At 63.5% G+C, this 22,282-nt stretch carries 24 protein-coding genes; 15 read left to right on the forward strand and 9 right to left on the reverse strand.

The window, feature by feature from the left end; all coding sequences use genetic code 11:
* The first annotated feature begins 102 nt into the window (after positions 1-102).
* The 4 genes from BN1079_RS14765 (at position 103) to BN1079_RS14780 (ending at position 3,975) form a co-directional block, all read left to right on the forward strand.
* Positions 103-1,470, forward strand: coding sequence for an MFS transporter (locus BN1079_RS14765; protein ID WP_037025778.1), 1,368 nt, complete (start codon positions 103-105; stop codon positions 1,468-1,470).
* A 197-nt stretch (positions 1,471-1,667) separates the two neighbouring features.
* Complete coding sequence (locus BN1079_RS14770) at positions 1,668-2,156, forward strand: single-stranded DNA-binding protein (protein WP_037025779.1); 489 nt, start codon at positions 1,668-1,670, stop codon at positions 2,154-2,156.
* 12 nt (positions 2,157-2,168) lie between these two features.
* Positions 2,169-3,053, forward strand: a complete 885-nt coding sequence (locus BN1079_RS14775) for a sugar nucleotide-binding protein (protein WP_037025780.1) — start codon at positions 2,169-2,171, stop codon at positions 3,051-3,053.
* A complete protein-coding gene (locus BN1079_RS14780; RefSeq protein WP_037025781.1) occupies positions 3,046-3,975 on the forward strand; it encodes an NAD-dependent epimerase/dehydratase family protein in 930 nt (309 codons plus the stop codon). The genes BN1079_RS14775 and BN1079_RS14780 overlap by 8 nt, the downstream gene beginning before the upstream one ends.
* Positions 3,976-4,204: 229 nt before the next feature.
* Here BN1079_RS14780 and BN1079_RS14785 read toward each other — a convergent pair whose 3' ends face one another.
* Positions 4,205-4,885, reverse strand: coding sequence for an OmpW/AlkL family protein (locus BN1079_RS14785; protein WP_037025783.1), 681 nt, complete (start codon positions 4,883-4,885; stop codon positions 4,205-4,207).
* A gap of 208 nt (positions 4,886-5,093) precedes the next feature.
* Here BN1079_RS14785 and BN1079_RS14790 point away from each other — a divergent pair, with 208 nt between their 5' ends.
* The 6 genes from BN1079_RS14790 to BN1079_RS14815 are packed head-to-tail and all read left to right on the forward strand — an operon-like array spanning position 5,094 to position 9,975.
* A complete protein-coding gene (locus BN1079_RS14790) occupies positions 5,094-5,864 on the forward strand; it encodes a DUF3450 domain-containing protein (protein WP_037025785.1) in 771 nt (256 codons plus the stop codon).
* Positions 5,861-7,207, forward strand: coding sequence for a MotA/TolQ/ExbB proton channel family protein (locus tag BN1079_RS14795; RefSeq protein WP_037025787.1), 1,347 nt, complete (start codon positions 5,861-5,863; stop codon positions 7,205-7,207). Before BN1079_RS14790 ends, BN1079_RS14795 begins: the two co-directional genes overlap by 4 nt.
* Positions 7,208-7,262: 55 nt before the next feature.
* Positions 7,263-7,745, forward strand: coding sequence for a MotA/TolQ/ExbB proton channel family protein (locus BN1079_RS14800; protein WP_139053079.1), 483 nt, complete (start codon positions 7,263-7,265; stop codon positions 7,743-7,745).
* Positions 7,746-7,755: 10 nt separating this feature from the next.
* Positions 7,756-8,169 carry an ExbD/TolR family protein gene (locus BN1079_RS14805; protein ID WP_037025791.1) on the forward strand — a complete coding sequence of 138 codons (414 nt, stop codon included), beginning with the start codon at positions 7,756-7,758 and terminating at the stop codon, positions 8,167-8,169.
* The gene (locus tag BN1079_RS14810; RefSeq protein WP_037025801.1) at positions 8,169-8,882 is read left to right on the forward strand and encodes an energy transducer TonB; all 714 of its coding nucleotides are present in this window, start codon (positions 8,169-8,171) and stop codon (positions 8,880-8,882) included. The genes BN1079_RS14805 and BN1079_RS14810 overlap by 1 nt, the downstream gene beginning before the upstream one ends.
* A gap of 1 nt (position 8,883) precedes the next feature.
* Positions 8,884-9,975 (forward strand): tetratricopeptide repeat protein, encoded by a 1,092-nt coding sequence (locus BN1079_RS14815; protein WP_037025804.1) that lies wholly within the window; start codon positions 8,884-8,886, stop codon positions 9,973-9,975.
* 100 nt (positions 9,976-10,075) lie between these two features.
* Here the strand turns inward: BN1079_RS14815 and BN1079_RS14820 are convergent, their stop codons facing one another.
* The 4 genes from BN1079_RS14820 to BN1079_RS14835 all read right to left on the reverse strand — a co-directional run bounded on the left by BN1079_RS14820 (position 10,076) and on the right by BN1079_RS14835 (position 13,181).
* Positions 10,076-10,588 carry a DUF3299 domain-containing protein gene (locus BN1079_RS14820; protein ID WP_037025807.1) on the reverse strand — a complete coding sequence of 171 codons (513 nt, stop codon included), beginning with the start codon at positions 10,586-10,588 and terminating at the stop codon, positions 10,076-10,078.
* An 8-nt stretch (positions 10,589-10,596) separates the two neighbouring features.
* A complete protein-coding gene (locus BN1079_RS14825; RefSeq protein WP_037025808.1) occupies positions 10,597-11,862 on the reverse strand; it encodes an ABC transporter permease in 1,266 nt (421 codons plus the stop codon).
* A 2-nt stretch (positions 11,863-11,864) separates the two neighbouring features.
* Positions 11,865-12,569 (reverse strand): ABC transporter ATP-binding protein, encoded by a 705-nt coding sequence (locus BN1079_RS14830; RefSeq protein ID WP_037026994.1) that lies wholly within the window; start codon positions 12,567-12,569, stop codon positions 11,865-11,867.
* 72 nt (positions 12,570-12,641) lie between these two features.
* A complete protein-coding gene (locus BN1079_RS14835; protein WP_037025809.1) occupies positions 12,642-13,181 on the reverse strand; it encodes a DUF2796 domain-containing protein in 540 nt (179 codons plus the stop codon).
* Positions 13,182-13,289: 108 nt separating this feature from the next.
* On the opposite strand from BN1079_RS14835, the gene BN1079_RS14840 reads away from it, so the two are divergent.
* Complete coding sequence (locus tag BN1079_RS14840) at positions 13,290-13,622, forward strand: hypothetical protein (RefSeq protein WP_037025811.1); 333 nt, start codon at positions 13,290-13,292, stop codon at positions 13,620-13,622.
* 17 nt (positions 13,623-13,639) lie between these two features.
* Here the strand turns inward: BN1079_RS14840 and ypfJ are convergent, their stop codons facing one another.
* Positions 13,640-14,503 carry a KPN_02809 family neutral zinc metallopeptidase gene (ypfJ, locus tag BN1079_RS14845; RefSeq protein WP_037025813.1) on the reverse strand — a complete coding sequence of 288 codons (864 nt, stop codon included), beginning with the start codon at positions 14,501-14,503 and terminating at the stop codon, positions 13,640-13,642.
* Positions 14,504-14,622: 119 nt separating this feature from the next.
* Positions 14,623-15,057 (reverse strand): DUF411 domain-containing protein, encoded by a 435-nt coding sequence (locus tag BN1079_RS14850; RefSeq protein ID WP_037025815.1) that lies wholly within the window; start codon positions 15,055-15,057, stop codon positions 14,623-14,625.
* A 181-nt stretch (positions 15,058-15,238) separates the two neighbouring features.
* Here BN1079_RS14850 and BN1079_RS14855 point away from each other — a divergent pair, with 181 nt between their 5' ends.
* Positions 15,239-15,775, forward strand: a complete 537-nt coding sequence (locus tag BN1079_RS14855; RefSeq protein ID WP_037025817.1) for a DUF4345 domain-containing protein — start codon at positions 15,239-15,241, stop codon at positions 15,773-15,775.
* Between the two features lie 43 nt (positions 15,776-15,818).
* On the opposite strand, the gene trmA is transcribed toward BN1079_RS14855, so the two are convergent.
* Together trmA and BN1079_RS14865 are read right to left on the reverse strand one after the other, a co-directional pair.
* Positions 15,819-16,907, reverse strand: coding sequence for a tRNA (uridine(54)-C5)-methyltransferase TrmA (trmA, locus tag BN1079_RS14860; RefSeq protein ID WP_037025820.1), 1,089 nt, complete (start codon positions 16,905-16,907; stop codon positions 15,819-15,821).
* A gap of 88 nt (positions 16,908-16,995) precedes the next feature.
* Complete coding sequence (locus BN1079_RS14865; RefSeq protein WP_037025822.1) at positions 16,996-18,291, reverse strand: NCS2 family permease; 1,296 nt, start codon at positions 18,289-18,291, stop codon at positions 16,996-16,998.
* 241 nt (positions 18,292-18,532) lie between these two features.
* On the opposite strand from BN1079_RS14865, the gene BN1079_RS14870 reads away from it, so the two are divergent.
* Genes BN1079_RS14870 through BN1079_RS14880 form a run of 3 tightly spaced genes read left to right on the forward strand, consistent with a single transcriptional unit; the run spans position 18,533 to position 22,241 of the window.
* A complete protein-coding gene (locus BN1079_RS14870) occupies positions 18,533-19,057 on the forward strand; it encodes a (2Fe-2S)-binding protein (RefSeq protein WP_037025825.1) in 525 nt (174 codons plus the stop codon).
* Entirely contained in the window at positions 19,054-20,040 is a 987-nt protein-coding gene (locus BN1079_RS14875; RefSeq protein ID WP_037025828.1) for an FAD binding domain-containing protein, read from the forward strand. The genes BN1079_RS14870 and BN1079_RS14875 overlap by 4 nt, the downstream gene beginning before the upstream one ends.
* Positions 20,037-22,241 (forward strand): xanthine dehydrogenase family protein molybdopterin-binding subunit, encoded by a 2,205-nt coding sequence (locus tag BN1079_RS14880; protein ID WP_037025830.1) that lies wholly within the window; start codon positions 20,037-20,039, stop codon positions 22,239-22,241. Before BN1079_RS14875 ends, BN1079_RS14880 begins: the two co-directional genes overlap by 4 nt.
* Positions 22,242-22,282 lie beyond the last annotated feature (41 nt).

The raw sequence follows: 22,282 nt of genomic DNA on the forward strand, positions 1-22,282 counted from the left end.
TGGCGACATTGGCGCAGCAAGCGCGGATTACGCTGAAACGGCAACAGACCCTTAGGATGACTGCTAGAATCGCCCGCCGGTTCATTCAAGCGAGACCCCAAAATGCAGGACCCCTACAGCGAACGCATGAGCGCCAGCGAAACCCGCGCAGCTTCCGGGCTGGCTCTGGTTTTCGCGTTTCGCATGCTTGGCATGTTTATGGTGCTGCCGGTGTTGGCAACCTATGGCATGGATCTGCAGGGCGCCACGCCGGCACTGATCGGCCTGGCCATCGGTGCTTATGGTTTGACCCAGGCGGTGCTGCAAATTCCCTTCGGGATGCTTTCCGACCGTCTTGGCCGCCTGCCGGTGATCTACTTCGGCCTCTTGTTGTTTGCGCTGGGCGCCGGCCTTGCGGCCATGGCTGATTCAATCTGGGGGGTGATAGCAGGTCGAGTGCTGCAGGGCGCCGGAGCGATTTCGGCGGCGGTCATGGCGCTGCTGTCTGATCTGACACGCGAGCAGCACCGGACCAAGGCGATGGCCATGATCGGCATGAGCATCGGCTTGTCGTTTGCGCTGGCGATGGTCGTCGGGCCGCTGCTGACTCAGGCGTTCGGTCTTTCCGGTCTGTTCTGGATAACCGCGGCGCTGGCGCTGCTGGGCGGCGTAATCGTCGCGACCTTGCCGCGTGCCGAGCAGCATTTGCAGCATCGTGAATCCGGTTTGGCCAAGCAGGCGCTGGGGGCGACCTTACGCCATCCGGATCTGCTGCGCCTGGATTTCAGCATCCTCGCCCTGCATGCCATTCTCATGGCCAGCTTCGTCGCTCTGCCGTTGGCGCTGGTGGAAGATGCCGCGTTGCCCAAGGAGAATCACTGGTGGGTTTATCTGGCGGCGCTGGGAATCGGCTTCCTGGCGATGATTCCGTTCATCATCTATGGCGAGAAGAAGCGTCAGATGCGCCGGGTTCTGCTGGGGGCGGTGGGCGTGCTGCTGCTGTGCGAGCTGTTCTTCTGGCTGTTCGGCCATGGCCTGTGGGCGCTGGTGCTGGGCATGGTGATCTTCTTTACCGCCTTTAACCTGTTGGAAGCCTCATTGCCGTCGCTGATCAGCAAGGTCGCCCCGGCTGGCGGCAAGGGTACGGCGATGGGCGTGTATTCCACCAGCCAGTTTCTCGGTGCCGGGCTGGGCGGCGTTCTTGGCGGCTGGCTCTACCAGGTGGGCGGGCTGGATCTGGTGTTCGTGGTTTGTGCGGCGCTTGCAGCCTTGTGGTTGCTGGTGGTGCGAAGCATGCGTGAGCCGCCTTATGTCAGTGGTCTGCGGCTGCCCCTTTCGGAAGCAGCGCGAGCCAATCCTGACCTGACAGAGCAGCTGCTGGCGGTGCCTGGCGTTTCGGATGCGGTTGTACTGCCCGATGAGGGCGCCGCTTACGTCAAGGTGGATATGCAGAAGGTCGACAGGGCAGAGCTGGATCGGCTGGTCGCTTAGTCCCGCTTCCGGGAGATTCCCGTATCCGATACAGGTGCGACCTGGCTGGCAAATATGCAGCCGGCCGGTATCTCGCCTGCTTGTCCTGTTGGACGGTCAGGGTGGCTGAGGTAAGATTCGCGATCATTGGCTTTTTCCCGGTCACGGGAAGTTCTCGTTCAGCCAACCCAATTCATGTTCCCGATAAGGAGTTACCCATGGCCAGAGGGGTGAATAAAGTCATCTTGATCGGCAATGTCGGCGGCGACCCGGAAACCCGCTACATGCCCAATGGCAATGCGGTGACCAACGTCACGCTGGCAACCACCGATAGCTGGAAGGACAAACAAACCGGCCAGCTTCAGGAGCGCACCGAGTGGCACCGCGTGGTGCTTTTCGGCAAGGTCGCCGAGATCGCCGGCGAATACCTGCGCAAGGGTTCGCAGTGCTATATCGAAGGGCGTCTGCAGACCCGCGAGTGGGAAAAGGATGGCGTCAAGCGCTATACCACGGAGATCGTGGTCGACATGGGCGGCACCATGCAGCTGCTCGGTGGTCGTGGCGGTAGTTCCGAGGATGGCCCGCGTCAGCCGCGCCCGCAGCGTGAGCCGCAGCAGGCAGCACGTCCTCAGCAGTCCCAGCCCAAGCCGGCCGCCCAGCAGCCGGCGCCCGACTACGACAGCTTCGACGACGATATTCCGTTCTAAAGAGTTCTCTTCATGCAAATGCGCCTGATGCTGTTGGGCGGCGGCAATGCCCTGGGCCAGGCGCTCATCCGCCTTGGTGCCGAGGAGGATATCGGTTTCCTCGCGCCGTGCCCGCCTGACAAGGGCTGGGATGCGTCCAGTCTGACCCAGCTGCTCGACGACAACCGCCCTGATGTCGTCATCAACCTTGCCTACTACTTCGACTGGTTTCAGAGCAGCAGGGTCGATGAGGCGGCGCTGGCCAACCAGGAGCGAGCAGTCGAGCGCCTGGCCGAGCTCTGTCAGCACTATCAGCTGGTTCTGCTGCAGCCGTCCAGCTATCGGGTTTTCGACGGTGTGCGCACTACCGCCTACAGCGAGAAGGATGAAGTCGCTCCGCTGGATGCTCGCAGCCGTGCACTCTGGCGTATCGAGCAAACGGTGCGTGCACTCTGTCCGCGGCATGTTCTGCTGCGCTTTGGCTGGCTTCTTGATGACAGCCCAAACGGATTGCTGGGGCGCTTCCTAAGACGACTCGAGCAGGGCGAGAAGATGGCGCTGGCCGATGATCGGCGCGGTAATCCCACGCCGGTGGATGATGCGGCGCGGGTCATGCTGGCCGTCATCAAGCAGCTCGATTGCCAGGCTCCGCTCTGGGGCACCTATCACTACGGCGGGCAGGAGGCAGCGACGCCTCTGGTCGTGGCTCAGGCGCTTTATTCCGAGGCTTGTCAGCACCGTCAGTTGAGCCTCGACTGCCTGGTGCCGATCGCCCACGCCGATTGTGACGATGCGGCAGATGAGCCGCAGCACGGCGTGCTGGCCTGCAAGAAGATCTTCAATACCTTCGGTATCAAGCCGCGTGCCTGGCGTACGGGATTGCCGAGCCTGCTGGAGCATTACTACCGTCATGGTTGATTCCCCGATTCTGGTGACCGGAGGTGCCGGATTCATCGGCTCCAACCTGGTCGATGCATTGTTGGCGCGCGGCTATTCGGTGCGGGTGCTGGACAACCTGTCCACTGGCAAGCGGAGCAACCTGCCGGTGGATAAGCGGGTCGAGCTGATCGAAGGCGATGTGGCCGATGCGCAAGTGGTGCGCAGTGCCCTGCAAGGGTGTGGGGCGGTGGTGCACTTGGCGGCCGTGGCTTCGGTGCAGGCTTCGGTGGACGACCCGGTCGGTACTCATCGAAGCAATCTGATCGGCACGCTCAATGTGTGCGAAGCGATGCGTGAGGCGGGTGTACGGCGTGTGGTTTTCGCGTCGAGTGCGGCGGTGTATGGCAACAATGGCGAAGGTCAGGCCATCGATGAAGACACGCCGAAGTCTCCTCTGACACCTTATGCAGCAGACAAGCTGGCCAGCGAGCACTATCTCGATTTTTATCGGCGCCAGCACGGGCTGGAGCCGGTGGTGTTCCGCTTCTTCAATATCTACGGCCCGCGTCAGGATCCGTCTTCGCCATACTCCGGCGTAATCAGCATTTTCACCGAGCGGGCTCAGCAGGGCTTGCCCATCGCGGTGTTCGGTGATGGCGAGCAGACCCGCGACTTCCTCTATGTTGGGGATCTGGTTGAGCTGCTGGTGCAGGCACTGGAGTGCAAGGAAGCCCCGAAAGGTGCGACCAATGTGGGGCTCAACCAGGCCACTTCGTTGAACCAGTTGCTGACGGCCATCGGCGATGTGCTTGGTGATCTGCCACCAGTGAATTACCACGCAGCGCGCGGGGGGGATATCCGCCATTCGCGAGCGAACAATGCGCGGTTGCTGCAGCGTTTCAGGTTGCCGGAGCCGGCGACCGATATGCGCACTGGGCTGGCGAAGTTGCTGGGGCGCTGAAGGCGCTGTTCGCGTTCTTGATGGGGCGCGTTCCCGGGTGCGGTGTGGTTTTGGCGGTAGGGGGAACTGTGTAGCCTCTTCAGGCTTTGGGTTATATATGCGACCGAAAATTGGTGGAAAACGCTTCGCGGTTTTCCACCCTACGTTTGAGGCGAGCGAAGCTGTGAAAACAACAAAGGCGCCCGAGGGCGCCTTTGTCTTGTCTGCGATTCGGCAAGTGCCGGACTCGTCAGAATTTGTAGCCGAGGCCGACCATGTAGACCATCGGGTCGACGTCTACATCGACTTTGGTTTTGGCTATGCCGAGTGCGCCTGGGCCTTTGACGGTGGCCTCGGTATCAATATCGATATAGCGAACCTGAGCGTTGATCATCAGGCGGTCGGTCAGCATATAGTCAGCACCGACTTGAAAGGCCAGACCCCAAGAGTCATCCAGCTCCAAGCTGCTGAAGCCTTGAGCTTTGCGCTCGCTGCTCAGGTCTTCCTGGAAGAATGTGGTGTAGTTAACGCCGACACCGACATAAGGCTTGAAAGCCGATTTGCTGTCCAGCGGGTAGTAAACCACGCTGAGGGTCGGCGGCAGGTGCTTGATGTCGCCCAGTTTTCCATCCAGTCCGCCAAGCCCTTTAACACCTACTTCATGGCTGAACGGGGTAGCAGCCAGCAGCTCGATACCGATCTTGTCCGTCACCATATAGGCGAAGTTCAGGCCCAGTTGGGTGTCGCTGTCCAAAGTGGCGCTGGTGCCAGCAGCGCTGGCGCCGTCGAATTTGAGGGTGCTGCTATCCTCACGCGGATCAACAGTAATCGCACCAGCGCGAACAATGATGTCCCCAGCCTGGTGGGCCTGGGCCAGGGGGGCGGCGAGAGCTGCGGCCAGCAAGGAAGCGGTAAACAGGGTCTTGCGCATAGTGTGAAACTCCATCCAGACATGGGTGCGTTGCGATTGGGGGCAATGGTAGGGCGCGCTGTCCGGTGGCTTTTGACCCAGCTCAATAAAACTTACGACTTTGGTTGGAGGGAAGTGCGACCGAATGTCCGGGTTGCCATGGATAGTTGACCTAGATGATAATGTTTCTCTTTCGAGTTTGACCTTCGTCTGCAAGGACCCTCAATCAATGCAAGCCCTTATACCCCGCCTTCTGGCGGTCGCCGTGTTGCCGTGCTGTGTGCAATTGCATGCGGCTCCGCTGGATGCAGCGCTCGAGGAGAGCCAGCGTCTGGCAGCCGAAGCCAAGGCGTCGCAGGAGCGCATCGAGCAGCTCGACGACGCCACGCGGCAGATGCTCAACGATTATCGCAACGCGTTGCAGCAGGCCGAGGCGCTGAAGGCGTACAACGCGCAATTGGTCGAGCTCACCGCAGCGCAGCGCAAAGAGTTGGAAAGCTTCCAGCGCCAGCTCGACAGCATCGAGCGTACCCAGGAGGCGGTGACTCCGCAGATGGTGCAGATGGTCGAGGTGCTGGGCGAGTTCATCTCCGCTGATCTGCCGTTCCTGCCCCATGAGCGTGCCGACAGGTTGGCGCAGCTACAGGACCTGCTGCCCCGTGCAGACATCAGCCTTGCCGAAAAATATCGGCGCATCCTTGAGGCCTACCAGATCGAAAGTGACTACGGCCGCACTCTGGAAGCCTGGCGAGGTGAGCTGCAGGTGAACGGTGGTTCGCGCAGCGTCGAATTCCTGCGTCTGGGCCGGGTGATGCTCTATTACCAGACTCTGGACGCTCACGAGAGTGGTTGGTGGAACCCGCAAAGCGGTGCCTGGGAAGTGCTGGACGGCAGCGCGCGTCGCCCCATTACCCAGGCCATTGCCATCGCTCGCCAGCAGCAGGCGCCGGACTATCTGGTGCTGCCCGTGAAGACCCTGGCCGCGGAGGCTGCGCAATGAGTCGTCTGTTTGTAATGATTTTTGCCGGACTTTTGCCAGCGCTGGCCCAGGCGGCTCAACCGCTGACCCCAGATCAACTGCTGCAGCGCATACGCAGCGATCGCGCTGCGGAAGTCGAAGCCATGCAGGCGCGTGAGCAGGCTTTTATTCGTGACCGCAGCGAGCAGGCGCAACTTCTTGCCCGCGCACAGGCTGCGCTGAATGAGCAGAAGGCCGAAGCCGAGCGGCTCAAGGCCGAGTTCGACCGTCAGGAAGCCGAGCTGGCTGCTCAGGAGCAGCTGTTGGCGCAGCGGGTCGGCCATCTGGGTGAGCTGTTTGGAGTGGTTCGCCAGAGCGCCGGAGATATCGCCGGTCAGTGGCAGGACAGCCTGCTCAATATGCAATATCCGGAGCGCGTGGAGCGCCTGAAAGCGCTTGCCGAAAGCCGTGCTCTGCCTTCGGCGGAAGACCTCGACGGTTTCTGGATGACCCTGTTGGAAGATCTGGCCGCCAGCGGTCGCGTCGAGCGGGTCGATTTGCCGGTGGTGGGTGTCGATGGGCAGCGCAATGTGTTGCCGGTGCTGCGGGTCGGTACCTTTTCAGCCTTCAGCCCTGACGCCTTTCTGCGCTATGACGACAATGCCGGTGAGTTGCTTGCTCTGCCGCGCCAGCCATCCGGTATGGGGCTGGTCAACGACTACCTGAACAGTGGCGATGCATTGGCCGAGCTGCCGGTGGACCCGAGTCGCGGCACGCTGCTGGCGCAATTGCAGCTGAAGCCGGATTTCTGGGATCGCCTGCAACAGGGCGGGCTGGTCGGCTGGACCATCGTCGCTCTGGGGTTCCTCGGTCTGTGCCTGGCCGTGTGGCGGATGCTCTGGCTGGCCAAGGTATCGCGCTCGGTCAACATGCAGATGCGTGACCTGACGGCCCCGCGTGACGACAATCCACTGGGCCGCGTGGTCGGCGTTCTGGGGACGAACCCGCAGCTGTCGGATCTGGAAACCCTTGAACTCAAGCTCGACGAAGCGATTCTTCAGGAAACTCCGCCGCTTGAGCGAGGCTTGCCGCTGCTCAAGCTGCTCAGCGCAGTGGCGCCGCTACTCGGCCTGCTGGGTACGGTGACCGGCATGATCGTCACCTTCCAGGCCATCACTCAGGGCGGTGGCGGTGATTCACGACTGATGGCCGATGGTATTTCCCAAGCCCTGGTCACCACCGTGCAGGGCCTCGTCGTGGCGATTCCGCTGCTGTTCCTGCACAGCCTGCTGGCCAGTCGCAGCAAGGCGCTGGTGCAACTTCTGGAGCAACAGAGTGCCGGGCTGATCGCTCTGCATCTGTCCGGAGCGCCGCGTCGTGATTGATGCTCACGCACTCTGGTTTCGCCTGGTCGATAGCGGTCATGCGCTGCTCGACTTTATGGCGTCCGGCGGCGTGGTGATGTGGGCATTGGCAGGGCTCTGCGTTCTCTACTGGACGCTGGTTTTCGAGCGGATCTGGTTTATCCGGCGCGTGTTCCCGCGTTGGGTGGAGTCGCGCCGGCAGGCCTGGAGCCAGTTGGGCGACGAGCCCGGCAACTGGCAGCGTGCCGTGCGTGGTTCCTGGCTGGCCCAGGCGCAGCAGCAGCTGTCTGGCCCACTGCGCCTGGGCAAGACCATGGTGGCGCTTTATCCGCTCCTGGGTCTGCTGGGCACCGTCAGCGGCATGATTGCGGTATTCGACGTGCTGGCCATGAGTGGCACCGGCAATCCGCGCGGCATGGCCGCCGGCGTCTGGCAGGCAACCCTGCCGACCATGGCCGGCATGGTGCTGGCCATTACAGGACTGTTCAGTCAGGCGCGCCTCGAGCGTCTTGCCCGCCTGGCTCTCGACCGGCTGGCCGACCAGCTGCGTAACGATTGAGGAATACCGGATGCGTATGCGTCGCCATCACTATCAGCAAGAAGAAGACACCGGCATCGATCTGACGCCCATGCTCGATGTGGTTTTCATCATGCTGATTTTCTTTATCGTCACCAGCTCCTTTATCAGCGAGTCGGGCGTCGAGGTGCAGCGGCCAAAGGCCGACACGGCAAGTACCCAGGACAAGGGCAATATCTTTATTGCGGTGACCGCAGACGGCCAGGTCTGGATCGACAAAAAGGCGGTGGACGTGCGCAGCGTGCGTGCCCACGTCGAGCGTATGCGCGCCGATCAGCCGGATGGCGCGGTAGTGGTCCAGGCAGACCGCGATGCGCGTACTGGGCTGGTGGTGCAGGTCATGGACCAGGCGCGTCAGGCCGGTGTGCGTGACGTGGCGCTGGCGGCCAGCACTGGAGAAGGTTGATGCGACCAGCGCTGGCTCGTCTGGGGCTGTCTTTCATCATCGCCTGCGTAGTGGCGCTGTTGCTGTTCGGGCTGATGCTGAGCATGGTCAGCCCACCCCGCAGCAAGGTCGACGACGAGCGCGTGGCCATCGCCAATTTTGTCCGCATGGATGGCCGCAACGAGCAGAGCACAAGCCGTTCCCGACAGCAGGCACCACAGCCGCCGCAGCCGAAGACGCCGCAGCAGCCGACGCCGACCCAGAACATGGCCACGCCGGATGCCAATCTGCCCAAGCTGGATCTGGACCTGCCGAGCATCGACACCGGCCTCTCGATTGCCGCAGCTCCGACACCGAGCCTCGCCGGTCTTACCGCAGGCGCGGCACCGGCGGCACCCGCGCCCGCTGCGCCTCCGGCCAGTGTGGGCGAGGCCTCCAGCCAGCCCGGCGGGCCGGAGCAGGAAGTGATGCCGCTCAACGATGTGCGTCCGGAATACCCTTACCGCGCGCGTCAGCAGGGTATCGAAGGCCATATCAAGCTCGCCTTCACCATCAACCCGGCGGGCAAGGTGGAAAATATCCGCGTGCTCGAAGCATCGCCGCGCAACATTTTCGACCGAGAGGCACGTCGCGCCGCGGCGCGCTGGCGCTTTGCGCCGCGTACCGAAAACGGCGTCGCGGTCTCCCGCGAAGCCGTCAAAACTCTGCACTTCCGCCTGCAAGGAGAACGCTGAGATGCCACGTTTCCTGCTGTTGATTTCCCTGCTGTTCGTCGCCAGCGCCCAGGCCGCGCAAAGTATCGACCCGCTCGTGTTCAGGGCGCTGGAGCGTGCCCAGACTGCCCAGGAAAAAGGCGACTACAGCTCGGCGCGTCAGGCGCTGGCGCAGGCCAAGGCGAAGCCTGACAGTCTGGAGCAGACGCTCTTGTGGCGCAGCCAGGCGTATCTGGCCTGGGCCGAAGGTAACAACAAGCAGGCGCTGGAATTGCTGGAAAAGGCTGTCGCCAGCGGCAAGCTGGATGAGCAGCTGATCGTTGGCGAGCGGCTGAATCTGGCTCGGCTGAATCTGCTGCAGGGGCGCTACGCCAAGGTTGTCAGCCTGCTCGGTTCGGCTGACCAGGGCAACGAAGAGGTCCTGCAGATGCTGGTGCAGGCCTACCAGGGCCTGGGCCAGCATGCCAAGGCGCTGCCTCTTGCCGAACGTTATATGAAGGCCAACCCCAACGCGGCCGATAGCTGGCTGCAGTTTCTGGTGGCGGTCAACGCCGAACTGAAGCGTTACGAGGCGGCGGAGCGCTGGCAGCGTCAGCTTTTGCTGCGTCACCCCGATCAGGCCAAGGGCTGGCGTCAACTGGCCGGCCTGCAGCAGCTGGCTGGTGCCGAAGACAAGGCGCTGGCGACCCTGCGCGCAGCCCACGCCAAGGGCGTGGTGTTCAGCGAATCCGAGCTGGACAACCTGGTGCTGTTGGCCAGCGCGGCGGATCAACCCTGGCAGGGGGCGAAGTTGCTTCAGGGCATGCTGGAATCGGGCCTGCTGGCGAGCAACGCAACCCGTCGTGAGCGGCTCGCCATGCTCTGGTGGCAAGCGCGGGAGCGAGCACCAGCGGCGCGCATTTATCGCGAGCTGGCCGAGCAGTCCGGTGCTGCCAAGCTCTGGTTGAACGTTGCGCAGCTGGAACTGGAGCAGGCCCATTGGCAGGCGGGTCTCGAAGCACTCAAGCAGGCCGAACGCGCCGGCGCCGAGCGGGGCAAGGTGCGCGCCTGGCGCGAGTGGGCTGAGAGTGAGCTGAGCTTTCAGCGTGAGCGGCAGATCGCCCGCGTCAACTGAGCAGGCTTTACTGACTTGCGTTGGTGGGAACGGGCCGCGCCTGAAGGGTACCGGACGCCGGAATCCCGAGCATGGCTCGCTCCCATAGCGATCTTCGCGTCTATTCCAGCTCGTAGATCCTGATCTTCTGTGCATCCATGCGATAACCGGCTTCGGCCAGCTCGCTGCTGGCGTGCTCGACTCTTAGCGGGCCCTCGATCCAGAACGGCTGGTAGAGCGCGTCCATTTTCACCCCCAGCTCGCTGGTGGCATGCACGATCTGATTCGAAGGTGGCGGTGGGACGTGGATGCAGGCGCCGTAGTAGGGCACCAGCAGAAACTCCGTCACCCGCCCTTCCTCGCTGATTTCCAAGGGCACGATATAGCCCGGCAGTCGTGCGCGAATGCCATCCAGAGCTTCCACCACCGGCTCAGCCGGGGACTGCTGCGGTGCTGGAGGTCCGCTTTCGGCGGCGAGGGCGTCGGCCAGTTGCGACAAATCATGCAGCGCCACGGGTGGTGGTGGCGGTGGAGCGCCTTCCGGGATCAGGTCCGACCATTGCAGTTCACGAACTTCGGCGGCGGCAAGAGGCGCGACAAGACTCAGGAGTGTTACCAGCAACAGGCGTGACATAGCGCTCCTCATAGCCTGATCGATAAACCATCGGCCAGCGATTGGCGATAGGCGCGCCAAGCCGGTACACAGCCGATCACCAGCCCGGCCAGCAGAATCGCCCCGAGCAGGGACCATTCATAAACACTCGGCAAGGCCAGCGGCAGATACAGCCCGTAATGGCTTTGCAGCGGCGACTGAGCGACGGCGATGGCCAGGTACAGCAAGGCCAGCCCCAGCAGCACGCCGGCCAGGGCCAGGCCGAAGGCCTCGAGTATCAGCAGGCCCGCGATATGCCATGGCCGCGCGCCAACAGAGCGCAGAATGGCCATTTCCCGGCGGCGCTCGTTGAGGCTGGTGAGGATCGCCGTGAGCATGCCGATCAGCCCGGTCAGCACCACGAACAGCGAGACCACGAACAGCGCTTTCTCGGCCGTGCCCATCAGGCTCCAGAGCTCCTGCAATGCCACGCCGGGCAGGATCGCCAGTAGTGGCTCGCCACGATACTGGTTGATTTCCCGCTGCAGGGTGAAGGTGGCGAGTCGGTTATCCAGCCCCAGCAGAAAGGCGGTGATCTGCTGTGGCTGCAGGTCCAGCTGGCGCGCCTGTTCGGCATTGATGCGTGCGGCACCGCGGGCGGGCATGCCGTGCTGCCAGTCGATATGCAGGGCTTCCATGCCGGCCAGGTTGATATGCAGGGTGCGGTCCACCGGGGTGCCGGTACGTTCGAGGATACCCACCACCCGAAAGGGCTTGTCGTCATGGTGCACCAGGCTGACGCTGGCAACGCCGTGTGCCAGCACCAGCTGGTCGTCGAGCTTGTGTTTCAGAGTCTCGGCCACTTCCGCGCCGAGCACCACCTCGAACGGGTCCTTGCCGAGGGCGCGGCCCTCGGCCAGTTGCAGTGCCTGTTTGCGCCCGTAGCGATAATGCTCGAAATAGGCTTCGCTGGTGCCCATGACCCGATAGCCACGGTATGAATCGCCCAGGGAAATGGGGATCGCCCAACTTACGCGCGGATGTTCGGCGAACCGCTCGAAGCTTTCCCAGCGGATATTGTTGGTGGCGTTGCCGATGCGAAATACCGAATAGAGCAGCAGGTTTACCGAGCCGGAGCGGGCACCAACCACCAGGTTGGTGCCGCTGATGGTGCTGGCGAAGCTGGCACGGGCCTCACTGCGCACTCGTTCGACGGCGAGCAGCAGGCACACCGACAAAGCGATGGCGAACACCGTGAGCAGGGCGGTGAAACGACGGTTGTTCAGGCTGGCCCACGCCAGACGCACCAGAAACATCCTCATACCTCCGCAGGGCGCGCGGCGCGGTTGAGTTCGGCCAGTGACAGATGGCGGTCAAACAAGGGCGCCAGGCTCTGATCATGGCTGACGAAGAGCAAACTGGAGCCGGCCGCCTGGCACTCGGCGAACAGCAGTTGCAGGAACGCTTCCCGGCTGTCTGCGTCCAGGGCCGAGGTGGGCTCGTCCGCGATGATCAGCTCTGGCTGACCAATCAGCGCACGGGCTGCGGCGACACGTTGTTGCTGGCCGATGGAGAGCGATTCAGCGCGACGCCTAAACAGCTCGGCAGCCAAACCGAGGTGTTTGAGCAGGCTCATGGCCGCTTGCTCGACACTGCCATAGCGTAGGCGGGCACGCTCGGCGCGCAGGCGGGAGAAGCGGCAGGGCAGGCTGACGTTCTCGGCCACCGAGAGAAACGGCAACAGATTGAACTGCTGGAAGATGTAGCCGGTGTGATCGACCCGGAAACGATCTCGCGCAGACGCCGAAAGTGCACCGAGATCCTCGCCCAGTAAACGAACGGTTCCACGTCCGGCTCGCTGCACGCCGCCAATCAGCCCGAGCAGAGTGGTCTTGCCGCTACCGGAGGGACCTTTGAGAAACAGACTCTGGTCGCGCTCCAGCGTGAATGCAGGAATGTCCAGCAGCTCGGGCTGGCCGGGCCAGGCGAAACCCAGTTGATCAAGTTCAAGCAGCGCAGTCATGAGTAAAGTCTGGATGATATACGGCGAGCCGGAGTGTACTGCCTGCAGCAGGCAGTCGGCTGGCAACCTGTATCAGAACGTTATCTGCGCATGCTCCGAGCGCAGTAGTCTGCCCTGCTGGCCGTTCGGGCCTATCAGCTGGGCCTGGACCTTCTCGGTGCCGGGGAACGTCTCGAAGATCCCCTGCAGATCCAGCCCGGACAGCGCATTCGGTGAGTTGCAGCTGAAGCGATAGTGAGCGTGGATATCGCTGTGCCCGTCGGTGTCCTGCCGTTCGTGTTCTTTGGCAAACAACGGACTTTCCAGGCGCACTTCATCCAGCCTGCATTGAGCATCGGCCGGCAGGCCGAACAGTAGGTCTGCTTGCTGCAGCCGGGATCGCGTTTCGGCCACCTTGCGCTCATCCGCGTCACCCCGTGGAGCATGTTCGAAGCCCAGCAGATTTATCGCCGGGCTGTGCAGCTCGATTTCCAGAGACGTGCCATCCAGCGCTGCATTGAGCTCGGCAGCGCCGTGTTCGTGAGTACCGAGACTGGCGTGGTCGTGCTCCCCGTGCGCAGATGCGAAGGCCGGTAACAGAGCGAAGAGAAGGGCAAACAGCAGGCGGCGCATGGCGGTCTCCTTTGAATTTGTTGTTACGTTATAACAAGAAAAGACGACTGGCCAGCTCTCGTGTGGCGTGGGAGCATTCCCTCCTTAAAAGTGCAGGAGATTAACCAGGTGATTCGAATTCGCGGCCATATTGGCGAGCTGCCGGTGGACCTCAGCGTCGAGCTGGATGACCAGGACTGGGCACAGTTGGCGCAGCAATTACCGAGTCTGGCCAGTAGCGAACCGCCCGCCCGTTCTGCGGGGACGGATGAGCTTTGGCCGGCCGCGCTTGAGCTGCTACGGAGGGCAGGGCAGGTGGAAGGTCCGCAGCTGTTGGCGCAGCTCGAAGCCCTTAGCGGCAGCGCCCAGGCCGGCAAGCGGTTGTTGGTGCGGCTGCGTCATTGCCAGCAGGTGCGGGTGCACAGCGGCGCGGACGCGCCGGTGTTCAGCTGGATCGGTTAACGCACTGCCGGGGCGTGTTACAAGCGTGATGCCTTGAAGGTATCGCAGCGCGCCGGGTCACCATGTTCGAAGCCGCTACGAAACCATCGCACACGCTGCGCCGAGGTGCCGTGGGTAAAGGCGTCAGGCACGACCCGGCCCTGGCTCTGCTGCTGCAAGCGGTCGTCGCCGATGGCGTTGGCGGCGTTCAGCGCGTCTTCCAGATCACCGTCTTCGAGCCACTCGTGGCGCTGTTGCGCATGGTATGCCCAGACTCCTGCGAAGCAGTCGGCCTGCAGTTCCTGACGCACCAGAAGGCCGTTGTCGCCCTCCATCCGAGCGCCGCGCTGGCGTGCCGCCTGCATTTGCTGGGACACGCCTAGTAGCGTCTGCACATGATGGCCAACTTCATGGGCGATCACGTAAGCCTGAGCGAAATCACCCGCTGCGGAGAAGCGCGAGGCCATTTCATCGAAGAATTGCAGATCCAGATAAACCTGCCGGTCACCGGGACAGTAGAAGGGGCCCACAGCCGAGCTGGCGAAGCCGCAGGCCGAGCGGACGCCCCCACGAAACAGTACCAGTGTCGGGTCGCGGTACTGCGCGCCAGCTTGCTGGAACAGCGCTCGCCAGGTGTCTTCGGTATCGCCAAGGATGGATTGGACGAACGCTACCTGAGGGTCGTCGCCATTGGCCGGCGCGCTGCTTTGCTGGGTGGTCGGCGAGCCGGCCTGGTTGGCCAGCTGGCCGAGAATCTGTAAGGGATCCTGGCCGGAGAGCAGGCCGATCACCACCACCACCACGGCGACACCAGCCAAGCTTAGCCGGCCGCCACGAAAGCCGCCGCTGCGGCCTCTGGCGTCCACTACGTTGTCGCTGCGCCGAGCCTTTTTCCAACGCATATGCGCATCCTTCCGAAAGTCTCACAGGGTAGCTGTAGCGCTGGCGCGAACGGAGCGACTACAAGGCTAAGACCCGTTTCGGTGTGCGCAAATTCCGCTGGGCTGTTTCGTCAGCAGCCTCAGTTACCAGGGTAGCTGTTGAGAACCGACTCGCGACCTTCCTTGCTCAGGCCGATGACTTTATAGGCGTCCTTGCGGTCCCCCATTTCCATCCCAGGCGAGCCCATCGGCATGCCCGGAACGGCAGCACCGATAAGATCGGGTTGCGCGCGCAGCTTGAGAATGTCCGCGGCCGGAACGTGGCCTTCGACGAACTTGCCATCGATCACGCCGGTGTGACAGGAGCCCAGGCGATGAGGCACGCCGAGCTTGGCCTTCACTGCGGACATGTTGGTTTCGACGTGGTCAGTCACCTCGAAACCGTTTTCTTCCAGATGCTTGATCCACTCCTTGCAGCAGCCGCAATTGGCGTCGCGGTGAACATCGATGGCAATGGGTTCGGCGGCCTGGGCGAAACCGGCAAATAGAATGGTGGCGAGTAGCAAGCGACGCATGGAAAGTCCTCCGAACAGAATGTATGCAGCATAGCGTTGCACAGGGCCAAGCCCAAGCACGGCCCGGTGAACGGATGTCGCAGCTGGCAGAGCGCTATGCAGAGCGTCGCGACGCGAACCAAACGGAGGGTGAATCGGTCCGATGACAGTCAGGAGTAAGCAGCCATCATGGGAGTTGTCGATGCGTTTTGCCCGTTTCGTTTTGATCCTGCAGGCTGTGATCATGGCAGGCGTGAGCCTGGCTTATTGGCTGCGGCCCTACGAAATGGCCAATCTCAACGGCATGCTGCTGATGGAGAGCGCCTCGATTAGCCACATGCGGGTCTATTACGGGGGGTTACAGCTCGGACTGGCGCTGTTTCTGCTGTGGTCGGCGCGCGAACCTGAGCGGGTGCGGCCGGCGTTGGTGATGTTGATGATCACCATGCTCGCGCTGGTGCTGGGGCGGCTGATTTCCCTCTGGCTCGACGGCGGCGAACTGGTTGGCTTCGACCTGGCCTCGCTGATCTATCGGGTGCTGGCCGCCGCTTTGGCTGCAGTTGCCTGGCTGCTGGTTCGTAAGCCTGAAGAACCCGAGCCGGAGCGCATCGAACCGCCTACCCGACGGCTGCATGACGAAGCGCCAAAACCTTTCCAGCTAGGCACCGAGCCATTGTCTGACGAACCTGCCGCCGAAGAGCCCGTACGGCCATTTCGCCGCGGCGACTCCTTGCCTTAGCAGGTCATTGAAAACCACCGGCGGTGGCAATTCTGCCTCTCGTTCAGCGGCGAACCAGCAGCACCCCGGATTCCATGTGATGGGTATAGGGAAACTGGTCGAACAGCGCGCAACGTTCGATGCGGTGGCTGTCGTGCAGCTGGGCGATGTTCTGCGCCAGCGTCTCCGGGTTGCAGGAGATATAGAGGATGCGCTCGAAGCGGCGGGTCAGCTCGCAGGTGTCCGGGTCCATACCGGCACGAGGCGGGTCGACGAAGACGCTGCCGAAGTCGTAGCTCTTCAGGTCGATGCCAGCCAGGCGGCGAAAGGGGCGCACTTCGTTGAGCGCCTGGGTCAGTTCCTCGGCGGACAGGCGCACCAGGCTGACATTGTCGATACCGTTGTCATCGAGATTGGCCAGCGCCGCGTTGACTGAGGACTTGCTGATCTCGGTGGCCAGGACCTTGCGCACACGCGTCGCCAACGGCAGGGTGAAGTTGCCGTTGCCGCAGTACAGCTCCAGCAGGTCATCCTCGCGTTCGCCCAGTGCCTCGTAGGCCCAGTTGAGCATCTTCTGGCAGACCTCGCCGTTGGGCTGAGTGAAGGCGCCTTCCGGTTGGCGATAGCGGAAGGTGCGGCCGGCCACCACCAGTTCTTCTTCCACGTAGTCACGGCCGATGACGATGCGCTTGCCACGCGACCGGCCGACGATACTCACACCCAGCTGTGCCGCCAGTTGTTCGGCCTCGGCCTGCCAGGCGTCGTCCAGTGGGCGGTGGTAGGCGAGGGTGATCAGCGCGTCGCCGGCCAGGGTGGTGAGGAATTCCACCTGGAACAGCTTGAAGCTCAGGGTTTCGCTGACCTGCCAGGCGGCTTTCAACTGCGGCATCAGTTCGTTGATGCGGCGGCTGGCGATGGGGAAGTCTTCGATCAGGATCGGGGTGTGGTTGTTGCCCGGCTCGAACATCGCGTAATGACGCTGCCCGTCCTCACGCCACAGGCGAAATTCGGTACGCAGGCGGTAGTTCGCACGGGGCGAATCGAAGACTTCAGGCGCCGGCGCGTCGAAGGGCGCCAGCAGCTCGCGCAGTCGCTCGGCCTTGGCGGCCAGCTGGGAGTCGTAGGTGGTGGGGTCGAATTGCGGACGGCTCATGGAATCTCTTCGGTAGTAGAACGGGCTCCGATGGATGACGGCTGTCATCCATCTTCTGCCGGATGGGCGGGGCATCCCGCCTGCGATGTCAGCCGGCGAACCAGCCCAGCTTGACCACGAACAGCACTGAAAGTACCCACATGGCCGGGCTCAGTTCACGCCAGCGGCCGGCCAGCAGCTTTACCGCCGTCCAGGCGATAAAGCCGAAGGCGATCCCATTGGCAATGGAGAAGGTCAGCGGCATGGCCAGGGCGGTGACCACTACTGGTGCGGCGACTGTCATGTCGTCCCAGTCTATGCTCGCCAGGCTACTCATCATCAGTACGGCGACAAACAGCAGCGCCGGTGCCGTGGCGTAGGCCGGCACCGCGCCGGCCAGCGGTGCGAAGAAGAGGCTGAGCAGGAACAGCAGCGCGACGACGCATGCGGTCAGGCCGGTGCGGCCGCCCGCGGAAGTACCCGCTGCGGACTCGATGTAGCTGGTGGTGGTCGAGGTGCCCAGCGCGGCCCCGGCCATGGTGGCGGTGCTGTCGGCCAGCAACGCGCGGCCCAGGCGCGGCAGCTTGCCGTCCTTGTCCAGCAGGTCGGCCTTCTGCGCGACGCCGATCAGGGTGCCGGAGGTGTCGAACAGGTCGACGAACAGGAAGGCGAAGATCACGCTGACCAGACCGATGTCCAGCGCGCCGACGATGTCCAGCTGCAGCAGGGTCGGCATCAGCGACGGCGGCATGGACACCACGCTGCCGAGCTGCGACAGGCCCAGCAGGATGGACAGTCCGGTGACCACCAGAATGCCGATCATCACCGCGCCGGTGACCCTGCGATAGGCCAGCGCGGCGATCAGGAAGAAGCCCAGGCAGGCCAGCAGCGGGCTGCCGGCGCTGAGGTCGCCAAGGCCCACCAGCGTCGCCGGATGATCCACCACGATGCCCGCGTTTTTCAGTGCGATGATCGCCAGGAACAGGCCGATGCCCGCCGCGATCCCCGAGCGCAGCGCCAGCGGGATGCTGTGGATGATCCATTCGCGGATGCGGAAGATTGACAGCAGGAAAAAGATCACGCCGGAGAGAAACACCGCGCCGAGGGCGGTCTGCCAGCTGTAGCCCATGGTCAGCACGACGGTGTAGGTGAAGAAGGCGTTCAGGCCCATGCCCGGCGCCAGCGCGATCGGGTAGTTGGCGATCAGCCCCATGATCGCCGAGCCGATGGCGGCTGCCAGGCAAGTGGCAACGAATACCGCCCCGTGGTCCATGCCGGTTTCGGCGAGGATGCTCGGGTTGACGAACAGGATGTAGGCCATGGTCAGGAAGGTCGTGACCCCCGCCAGTATCTCGGTGCGCACGTTGGTGTTGTGCGCCTTGAGTTGGAACAGCTTCTCCAGCATGTGATTCCCCTTGTGTGCCGGTCTTGGCCTGGCGTCTAGCGCGCTTCGGCAGGTGGCCTGATGCGAGTGTCCGTTACTTAGCAAAGCCCATCGTCGGACCGGTGGCAAAAAAGCCCCGCATCTTACACCGGCGGCCCGGTCGGTTGAATTTCTACATCATCCTCGCCGCTGAACGTTTCCGCCCGGGTTTCAGTCGTAATCAGGACGCAGGGAAAGCGAACGCCTAAACCGTGAGGCCGATATGAGCGAAACCATTCCTGCGACAGGTGCACCCGGCACCTGCACACTTTCCTTGCACTTGAACGGCCAGCCGTGCCAGGTCGAAGTCCATCCCTGGACCACGCTGCTGGATCTGCTGCGCGAGCAGCTTGATCTGACCGGCACCAAAAAGGGCTGCGATCACGGCCAGTGTGGCGCCTGCACGGTGCTGCTGAACGGCAAACGGATCAACAGTTGCCTGACCCTGGCGGTGATGCACGATGGCGCGCGGCTGACCACCATCGAAGGCCTGGCCGATGGCGCTGAGCTACATCCGATGCAGGCCGCCTTCGTCCGCCACGATGCCTTCCAGTGTGGCTACTGCACGCCGGGGCAGATTTGCTCCGCTGTCGGCCTGGCCGGTGAAAACCGCGCCCACGACCGCGACGCGATTCGCGAGCTGATGAGCGGCAACCTGTGCCGCTGCGGCGCCTACCCGAACATCCTGGCGGCGGTGGAGGAAGCCTTGCCGGCCAGCCGCGAACGCCTGCAGGAGAAAGCGCCATGACGCCCTTCAGCTACGCCCGCCCGGAGCGGATCGAAGAGGCACTGGCGCTGGCCGGTCCCGACAGCCGCTACATTGCCGGCGGCACCAACCTGCTCGACCTGATGAAAGAAAACGTGCTGCATCCGCGCCAGCTGATCGACATCAACCGACTGCCGCTGCGCGAGATCGAAGGCACGCCCAGCGGCGGCCTGATGATCGGTGCGCTGGTCAGCAACGCCGATCTGGCCTGGAACCCGCTAATCGAACAGCGTTACCCCCTGCTATCCAAGGCCATCCTGGCCGGCGCCTCGCCACAGCTGCGCAACATGGCCAGTACGGGCGGCAACCTGCTGCAGCGCACGCGCTGCTACTACTTCTACGACACCGGCACGCCGTGCAACAAGCGCGAGCCGGGTTCCGGCTGCCCGGCGCGGGAGGGCCTCAACCGTATCCACGCGATTCTGGGAGCCAGCGATGCCTGCGTCGCGGTGCATCCCTCCGACATGTGCGTGGCGCTGGCGGCGCTGGAAGCCCAGGTGCATGTGCAGGGGCCGCACGGCAAGCGGCGCATCGCCATGGCCGATTTCCATCGCCTGCCCGGGGACCGTCCCGAGCTGGACAACAATCTCAGCGAGGGTGAACTGATCACCGCCGTGGAACTGCCGGCCGAGGGCTTCGCACAGCACAGCGCCTACCTCAAGTTGCGGGATCGCGCGTCCTACGCGTTCGCGCTGATCTCCGTGGCCGCTGCGCTGGAGCTGGACGGCAAGACCGTCAGGGTGGCGCGGTTGGCGCTCGGCGGCGTCGCCCACAAGCCCTGGCGCGTCGAGGCTGCCGAGCAGGCGCTGTGTGGCAAGCCGGCCGATGAGGCGAACTTCGCCGTCGCCGCCGATCTGCTGCTCGACGGGGCCCAACCGCTTTCGCACAACGCCTTCAAGCCTGAACTCGCTCGCCGCGCGATCATCCGTGCGCTGGGCGAGGCCGCCCGAGGAGCCGCCCGATGAATACGCTCAACTCACCGGTCGGTCGGCCGCTGGATCGTGTCGATGGTCCGCTCAAGGTCACCGGCCAGGCCCGATATGCCGCCGAATTCGGCACCCCTGATCTGCTGCATGGCAGCGTGGTATCGAGCACCATCGCCTGTGGCCGGGTGCGTCGTATCGACAGCCGCGACGCCGAGGCGCTGCCGGGTGTGGTGCTGGTGCTGACCCACCAGAACCGGCCTGCGATCGCCAGCTACGACGAACCCTACGAAGACGACGATGCCGCCGAAGGGTCGCCGTTCCGCCCGCTGTACAACGACCGCGTGCTCTACAGCGGCCAGCCGCTGGCGCTGGTAGTGGCGGAAAGCCTGGAGCTGGCGCGCCACGCCGGCTCGCTGGTGCGCATCGAGTACGACAGCGAGCCGCATCAGACCGATCTGCTTGCCGTGCGCGAGCAGGCCCATGAAGCGCCGGCCGAAACGCCCGAGCCGCGCGGTGACTTCGCCAGCGCCTTCGCTGCCGCGCCGCACAAGGTCGAGCAGGAATACGTCACTCCGGTGGAGCATCACAACCCCATGGAGATGCATGCCAGCACCGTGCACTACCAGCCGGGCGGCGACCTGCTGATCTATGAGAAGACCCAGGGTGTGCAGAACTGCCAGCGCTATGTCGAGGATGTGTTCGACCTCAAGGGGCGGATTCGCGTGCTTTCGCCTTTTGTCGGCGGTGCCTTCGGTTCCGGCCTGCGCCCGCAATACCAGTTGCCGCTGGCGGTGATGGCCGCACTCAAGCTCAAGCGCTCGGTGCGCGTGGTGCTGACACGCCAGCAGATGTTCACCTTCGGCTACCGTCCACGCAGCATCCAGCGCCTGTCGCTGGCGGCGGACGAGCAGGGGCGGTTGCAGGCGGTGGGGCACAGCGCCATCGGCCAGACCTCGCGCTTCGAGGACTTCACCGAGCATGAGGTGGAGTGGTCCGGCATGCTCTATCGCTGTGACAACGTCGAACTGGACTACCGGCTGGCGCCGCTGGACGTCTACACCCCGCTGGACATGCGCGCGCCTGGCGCGACCCTGGGCGTCTATGCCCTGGAGTGCGCCATGGATGAACTGGCCTATGCGAGCAACATCGATCCAGTGCAGCTGCGGTTGATCAACTTTGCCGAGCGCAACGGCAACGAGGACAAACCCTATTCCAGCAAGGAGCTGCGTGCCTGCTATGCGCAGGGCGCGGAGCGCTTCGGCTGGTCGCGTCGGTCGATGGCGCCGCGCAGCATGCGCGTAGGCAACGAGCTGATCGGTTGGGGCATGGCCACCGGCGTCTGGGAGGCCATGCAGATGCCCGCCAGCGCCAGGGCCTGCCTCGAAGCGGATGGCCGGCTGGTGGTCAGCAGCGCGACCTCGGATATCGGCACCGGCACCTACACGGTGATGACCCAGATCGCTGCGGCGGCCATGGGATTGCCACTGGAGCAGGTGGAGTTTCGCCTGGGTGATTCCAGCCTGCCCCAGGCGCCGCTGGAGGGCGGCTCGGCAACGGTGTCCTCGGTGGGTAGCGCCGTCCAGCAGGCCTGCGCGGCGCTACGGGAGAAGGTGCTGGATGTGGTCCAGCAGTTTCCGGGCTCACCCTTTGCCGGCGCAAGTCTGGAAGATGTGGTCTTCGTCGACGGGCGACTGCTGCTCAAGAGCGATCCCAAGGTGCATGTCGAACTTGGCGAGGTGGTGCGCAGCAACGGCACGCTGGCTGCCGAGGCCAGCGTCGAGCCGGGCGAGAAACGCAAGGAGTGGGCAACAGCCACGCATTCGGCCGTGTTCGTCGAGGTCCGTGTCGACGAGGCACTGGGCACCATCAAGATCTCGCGAGTGGTCAGCGCCATCGCCGCGGGGCGGGTGGTCAACCCCAAGACCGCCGGCAACCAGATCGTCGGGGGTGTGGTCTGGGGCATCGGCATGGCGCTGCAGGAAGAAACCCTGATCGACCACAAGCTGGGTCGCTACATGAACCACAACCTGGCCGAGTACCACATTCCGGTGCAGACCGATGTGCCCGACGTCGAGGTGATCTTCGTCGAGGAGCACGACAGCGTGGTCAACGACCTGGGCTCCAAGGGCGTGGGCGAGATCGGCATCATCGGCGTGGCAGCAGCGGTGGCCAATGCCATCTATCACGCCACGGGCAAGCGGGTGCGGGATCTGCCGATCACCCTCGACAAGCTGCTTTGATCGCTGTCCGGTAAAGCCGGTGGATGTAAAAGGCGACATCC

This window comes from Pseudomonas saudiphocaensis, assembly GCF_000756775.1.
Taxonomy (GTDB): domain Bacteria; phylum Pseudomonadota; class Gammaproteobacteria; order Pseudomonadales; family Pseudomonadaceae; genus Stutzerimonas; species Stutzerimonas saudiphocaensis.

What these genes read in the sequence shown, in the direction of transcription:
- BN1079_RS14815 (WP_037025804.1), top strand. Translation starts at nt 8,884, where the DNA reads ATGCCACGTTTCCTGCTGTTGATTTCCCTGCTGTTCGTCGCCAGCGCC.
- BN1079_RS14820 (WP_037025807.1), bottom strand. Translation starts at nt 10,588, where the DNA reads ATGTCACGCCTGTTGCTGGTAACACTCCTGAGTCTTGTCGCGCCTCTT.
- BN1079_RS14870 (WP_037025825.1), top strand. Translation starts at nt 18,533, where the DNA reads ATGAGCGAAACCATTCCTGCGACAGGTGCACCCGGCACCTGCACACTT.
- BN1079_RS14770 (WP_037025779.1), top strand. Translation starts at nt 1,668, where the DNA reads ATGGCCAGAGGGGTGAATAAAGTCATCTTGATCGGCAATGTCGGCGGC.
- BN1079_RS14875 (WP_037025828.1), top strand. Translation starts at nt 19,054, where the DNA reads ATGACGCCCTTCAGCTACGCCCGCCCGGAGCGGATCGAAGAGGCACTG.
- BN1079_RS14775 (WP_037025780.1), top strand. Translation starts at nt 2,169, where the DNA reads ATGCAAATGCGCCTGATGCTGTTGGGCGGCGGCAATGCCCTGGGCCAG.
- ypfJ (WP_037025813.1), bottom strand. Translation starts at nt 14,503, where the DNA reads ATGCGTTGGAAAAAGGCTCGGCGCAGCGACAACGTAGTGGACGCCAGA.
- BN1079_RS14785 (WP_037025783.1), bottom strand. Translation starts at nt 4,885, where the DNA reads ATGCGCAAGACCCTGTTTACCGCTTCCTTGCTGGCCGCAGCTCTCGCC.
- BN1079_RS14835 (WP_037025809.1), bottom strand. Translation starts at nt 13,181, where the DNA reads ATGCGCCGCCTGCTGTTTGCCCTTCTCTTCGCTCTGTTACCGGCCTTC.
- BN1079_RS14825 (WP_037025808.1), bottom strand. Translation starts at nt 11,862, where the DNA reads ATGTTTCTGGTGCGTCTGGCGTGGGCCAGCCTGAACAACCGTCGTTTC.
- BN1079_RS14795 (WP_037025787.1), top strand. Translation starts at nt 5,861, where the DNA reads ATGAGTCGTCTGTTTGTAATGATTTTTGCCGGACTTTTGCCAGCGCTG.
- BN1079_RS14790 (WP_037025785.1), top strand. Translation starts at nt 5,094, where the DNA reads ATGCAAGCCCTTATACCCCGCCTTCTGGCGGTCGCCGTGTTGCCGTGC.
- BN1079_RS14765 (WP_037025778.1), top strand. Translation starts at nt 103, where the DNA reads ATGCAGGACCCCTACAGCGAACGCATGAGCGCCAGCGAAACCCGCGCA.
- BN1079_RS14850 (WP_037025815.1), bottom strand. Translation starts at nt 15,057, where the DNA reads ATGCGTCGCTTGCTACTCGCCACCATTCTATTTGCCGGTTTCGCCCAG.
- BN1079_RS14865 (WP_037025822.1), bottom strand. Translation starts at nt 18,291, where the DNA reads ATGCTGGAGAAGCTGTTCCAACTCAAGGCGCACAACACCAACGTGCGC.
- trmA (WP_037025820.1), bottom strand. Translation starts at nt 16,907, where the DNA reads ATGAGCCGTCCGCAATTCGACCCCACCACCTACGACTCCCAGCTGGCC.
- BN1079_RS14780 (WP_037025781.1), top strand. Translation starts at nt 3,046, where the DNA reads ATGGTTGATTCCCCGATTCTGGTGACCGGAGGTGCCGGATTCATCGGC.
- BN1079_RS14855 (WP_037025817.1), top strand. Translation starts at nt 15,239, where the DNA reads ATGCGTTTTGCCCGTTTCGTTTTGATCCTGCAGGCTGTGATCATGGCA.
- BN1079_RS14805 (WP_037025791.1), top strand. Translation starts at nt 7,756, where the DNA reads ATGCGTATGCGTCGCCATCACTATCAGCAAGAAGAAGACACCGGCATC.
- BN1079_RS14800 (WP_139053079.1), top strand. Translation starts at nt 7,263, where the DNA reads ATGGCGTCCGGCGGCGTGGTGATGTGGGCATTGGCAGGGCTCTGCGTT.
- BN1079_RS14830 (WP_037026994.1), bottom strand. Translation starts at nt 12,569, where the DNA reads ATGACTGCGCTGCTTGAACTTGATCAACTGGGTTTCGCCTGGCCCGGC.
- BN1079_RS14810 (WP_037025801.1), top strand. Translation starts at nt 8,169, where the DNA reads ATGCGACCAGCGCTGGCTCGTCTGGGGCTGTCTTTCATCATCGCCTGC.
- BN1079_RS14880 (WP_037025830.1), top strand. Translation starts at nt 20,037, where the DNA reads ATGAATACGCTCAACTCACCGGTCGGTCGGCCGCTGGATCGTGTCGAT.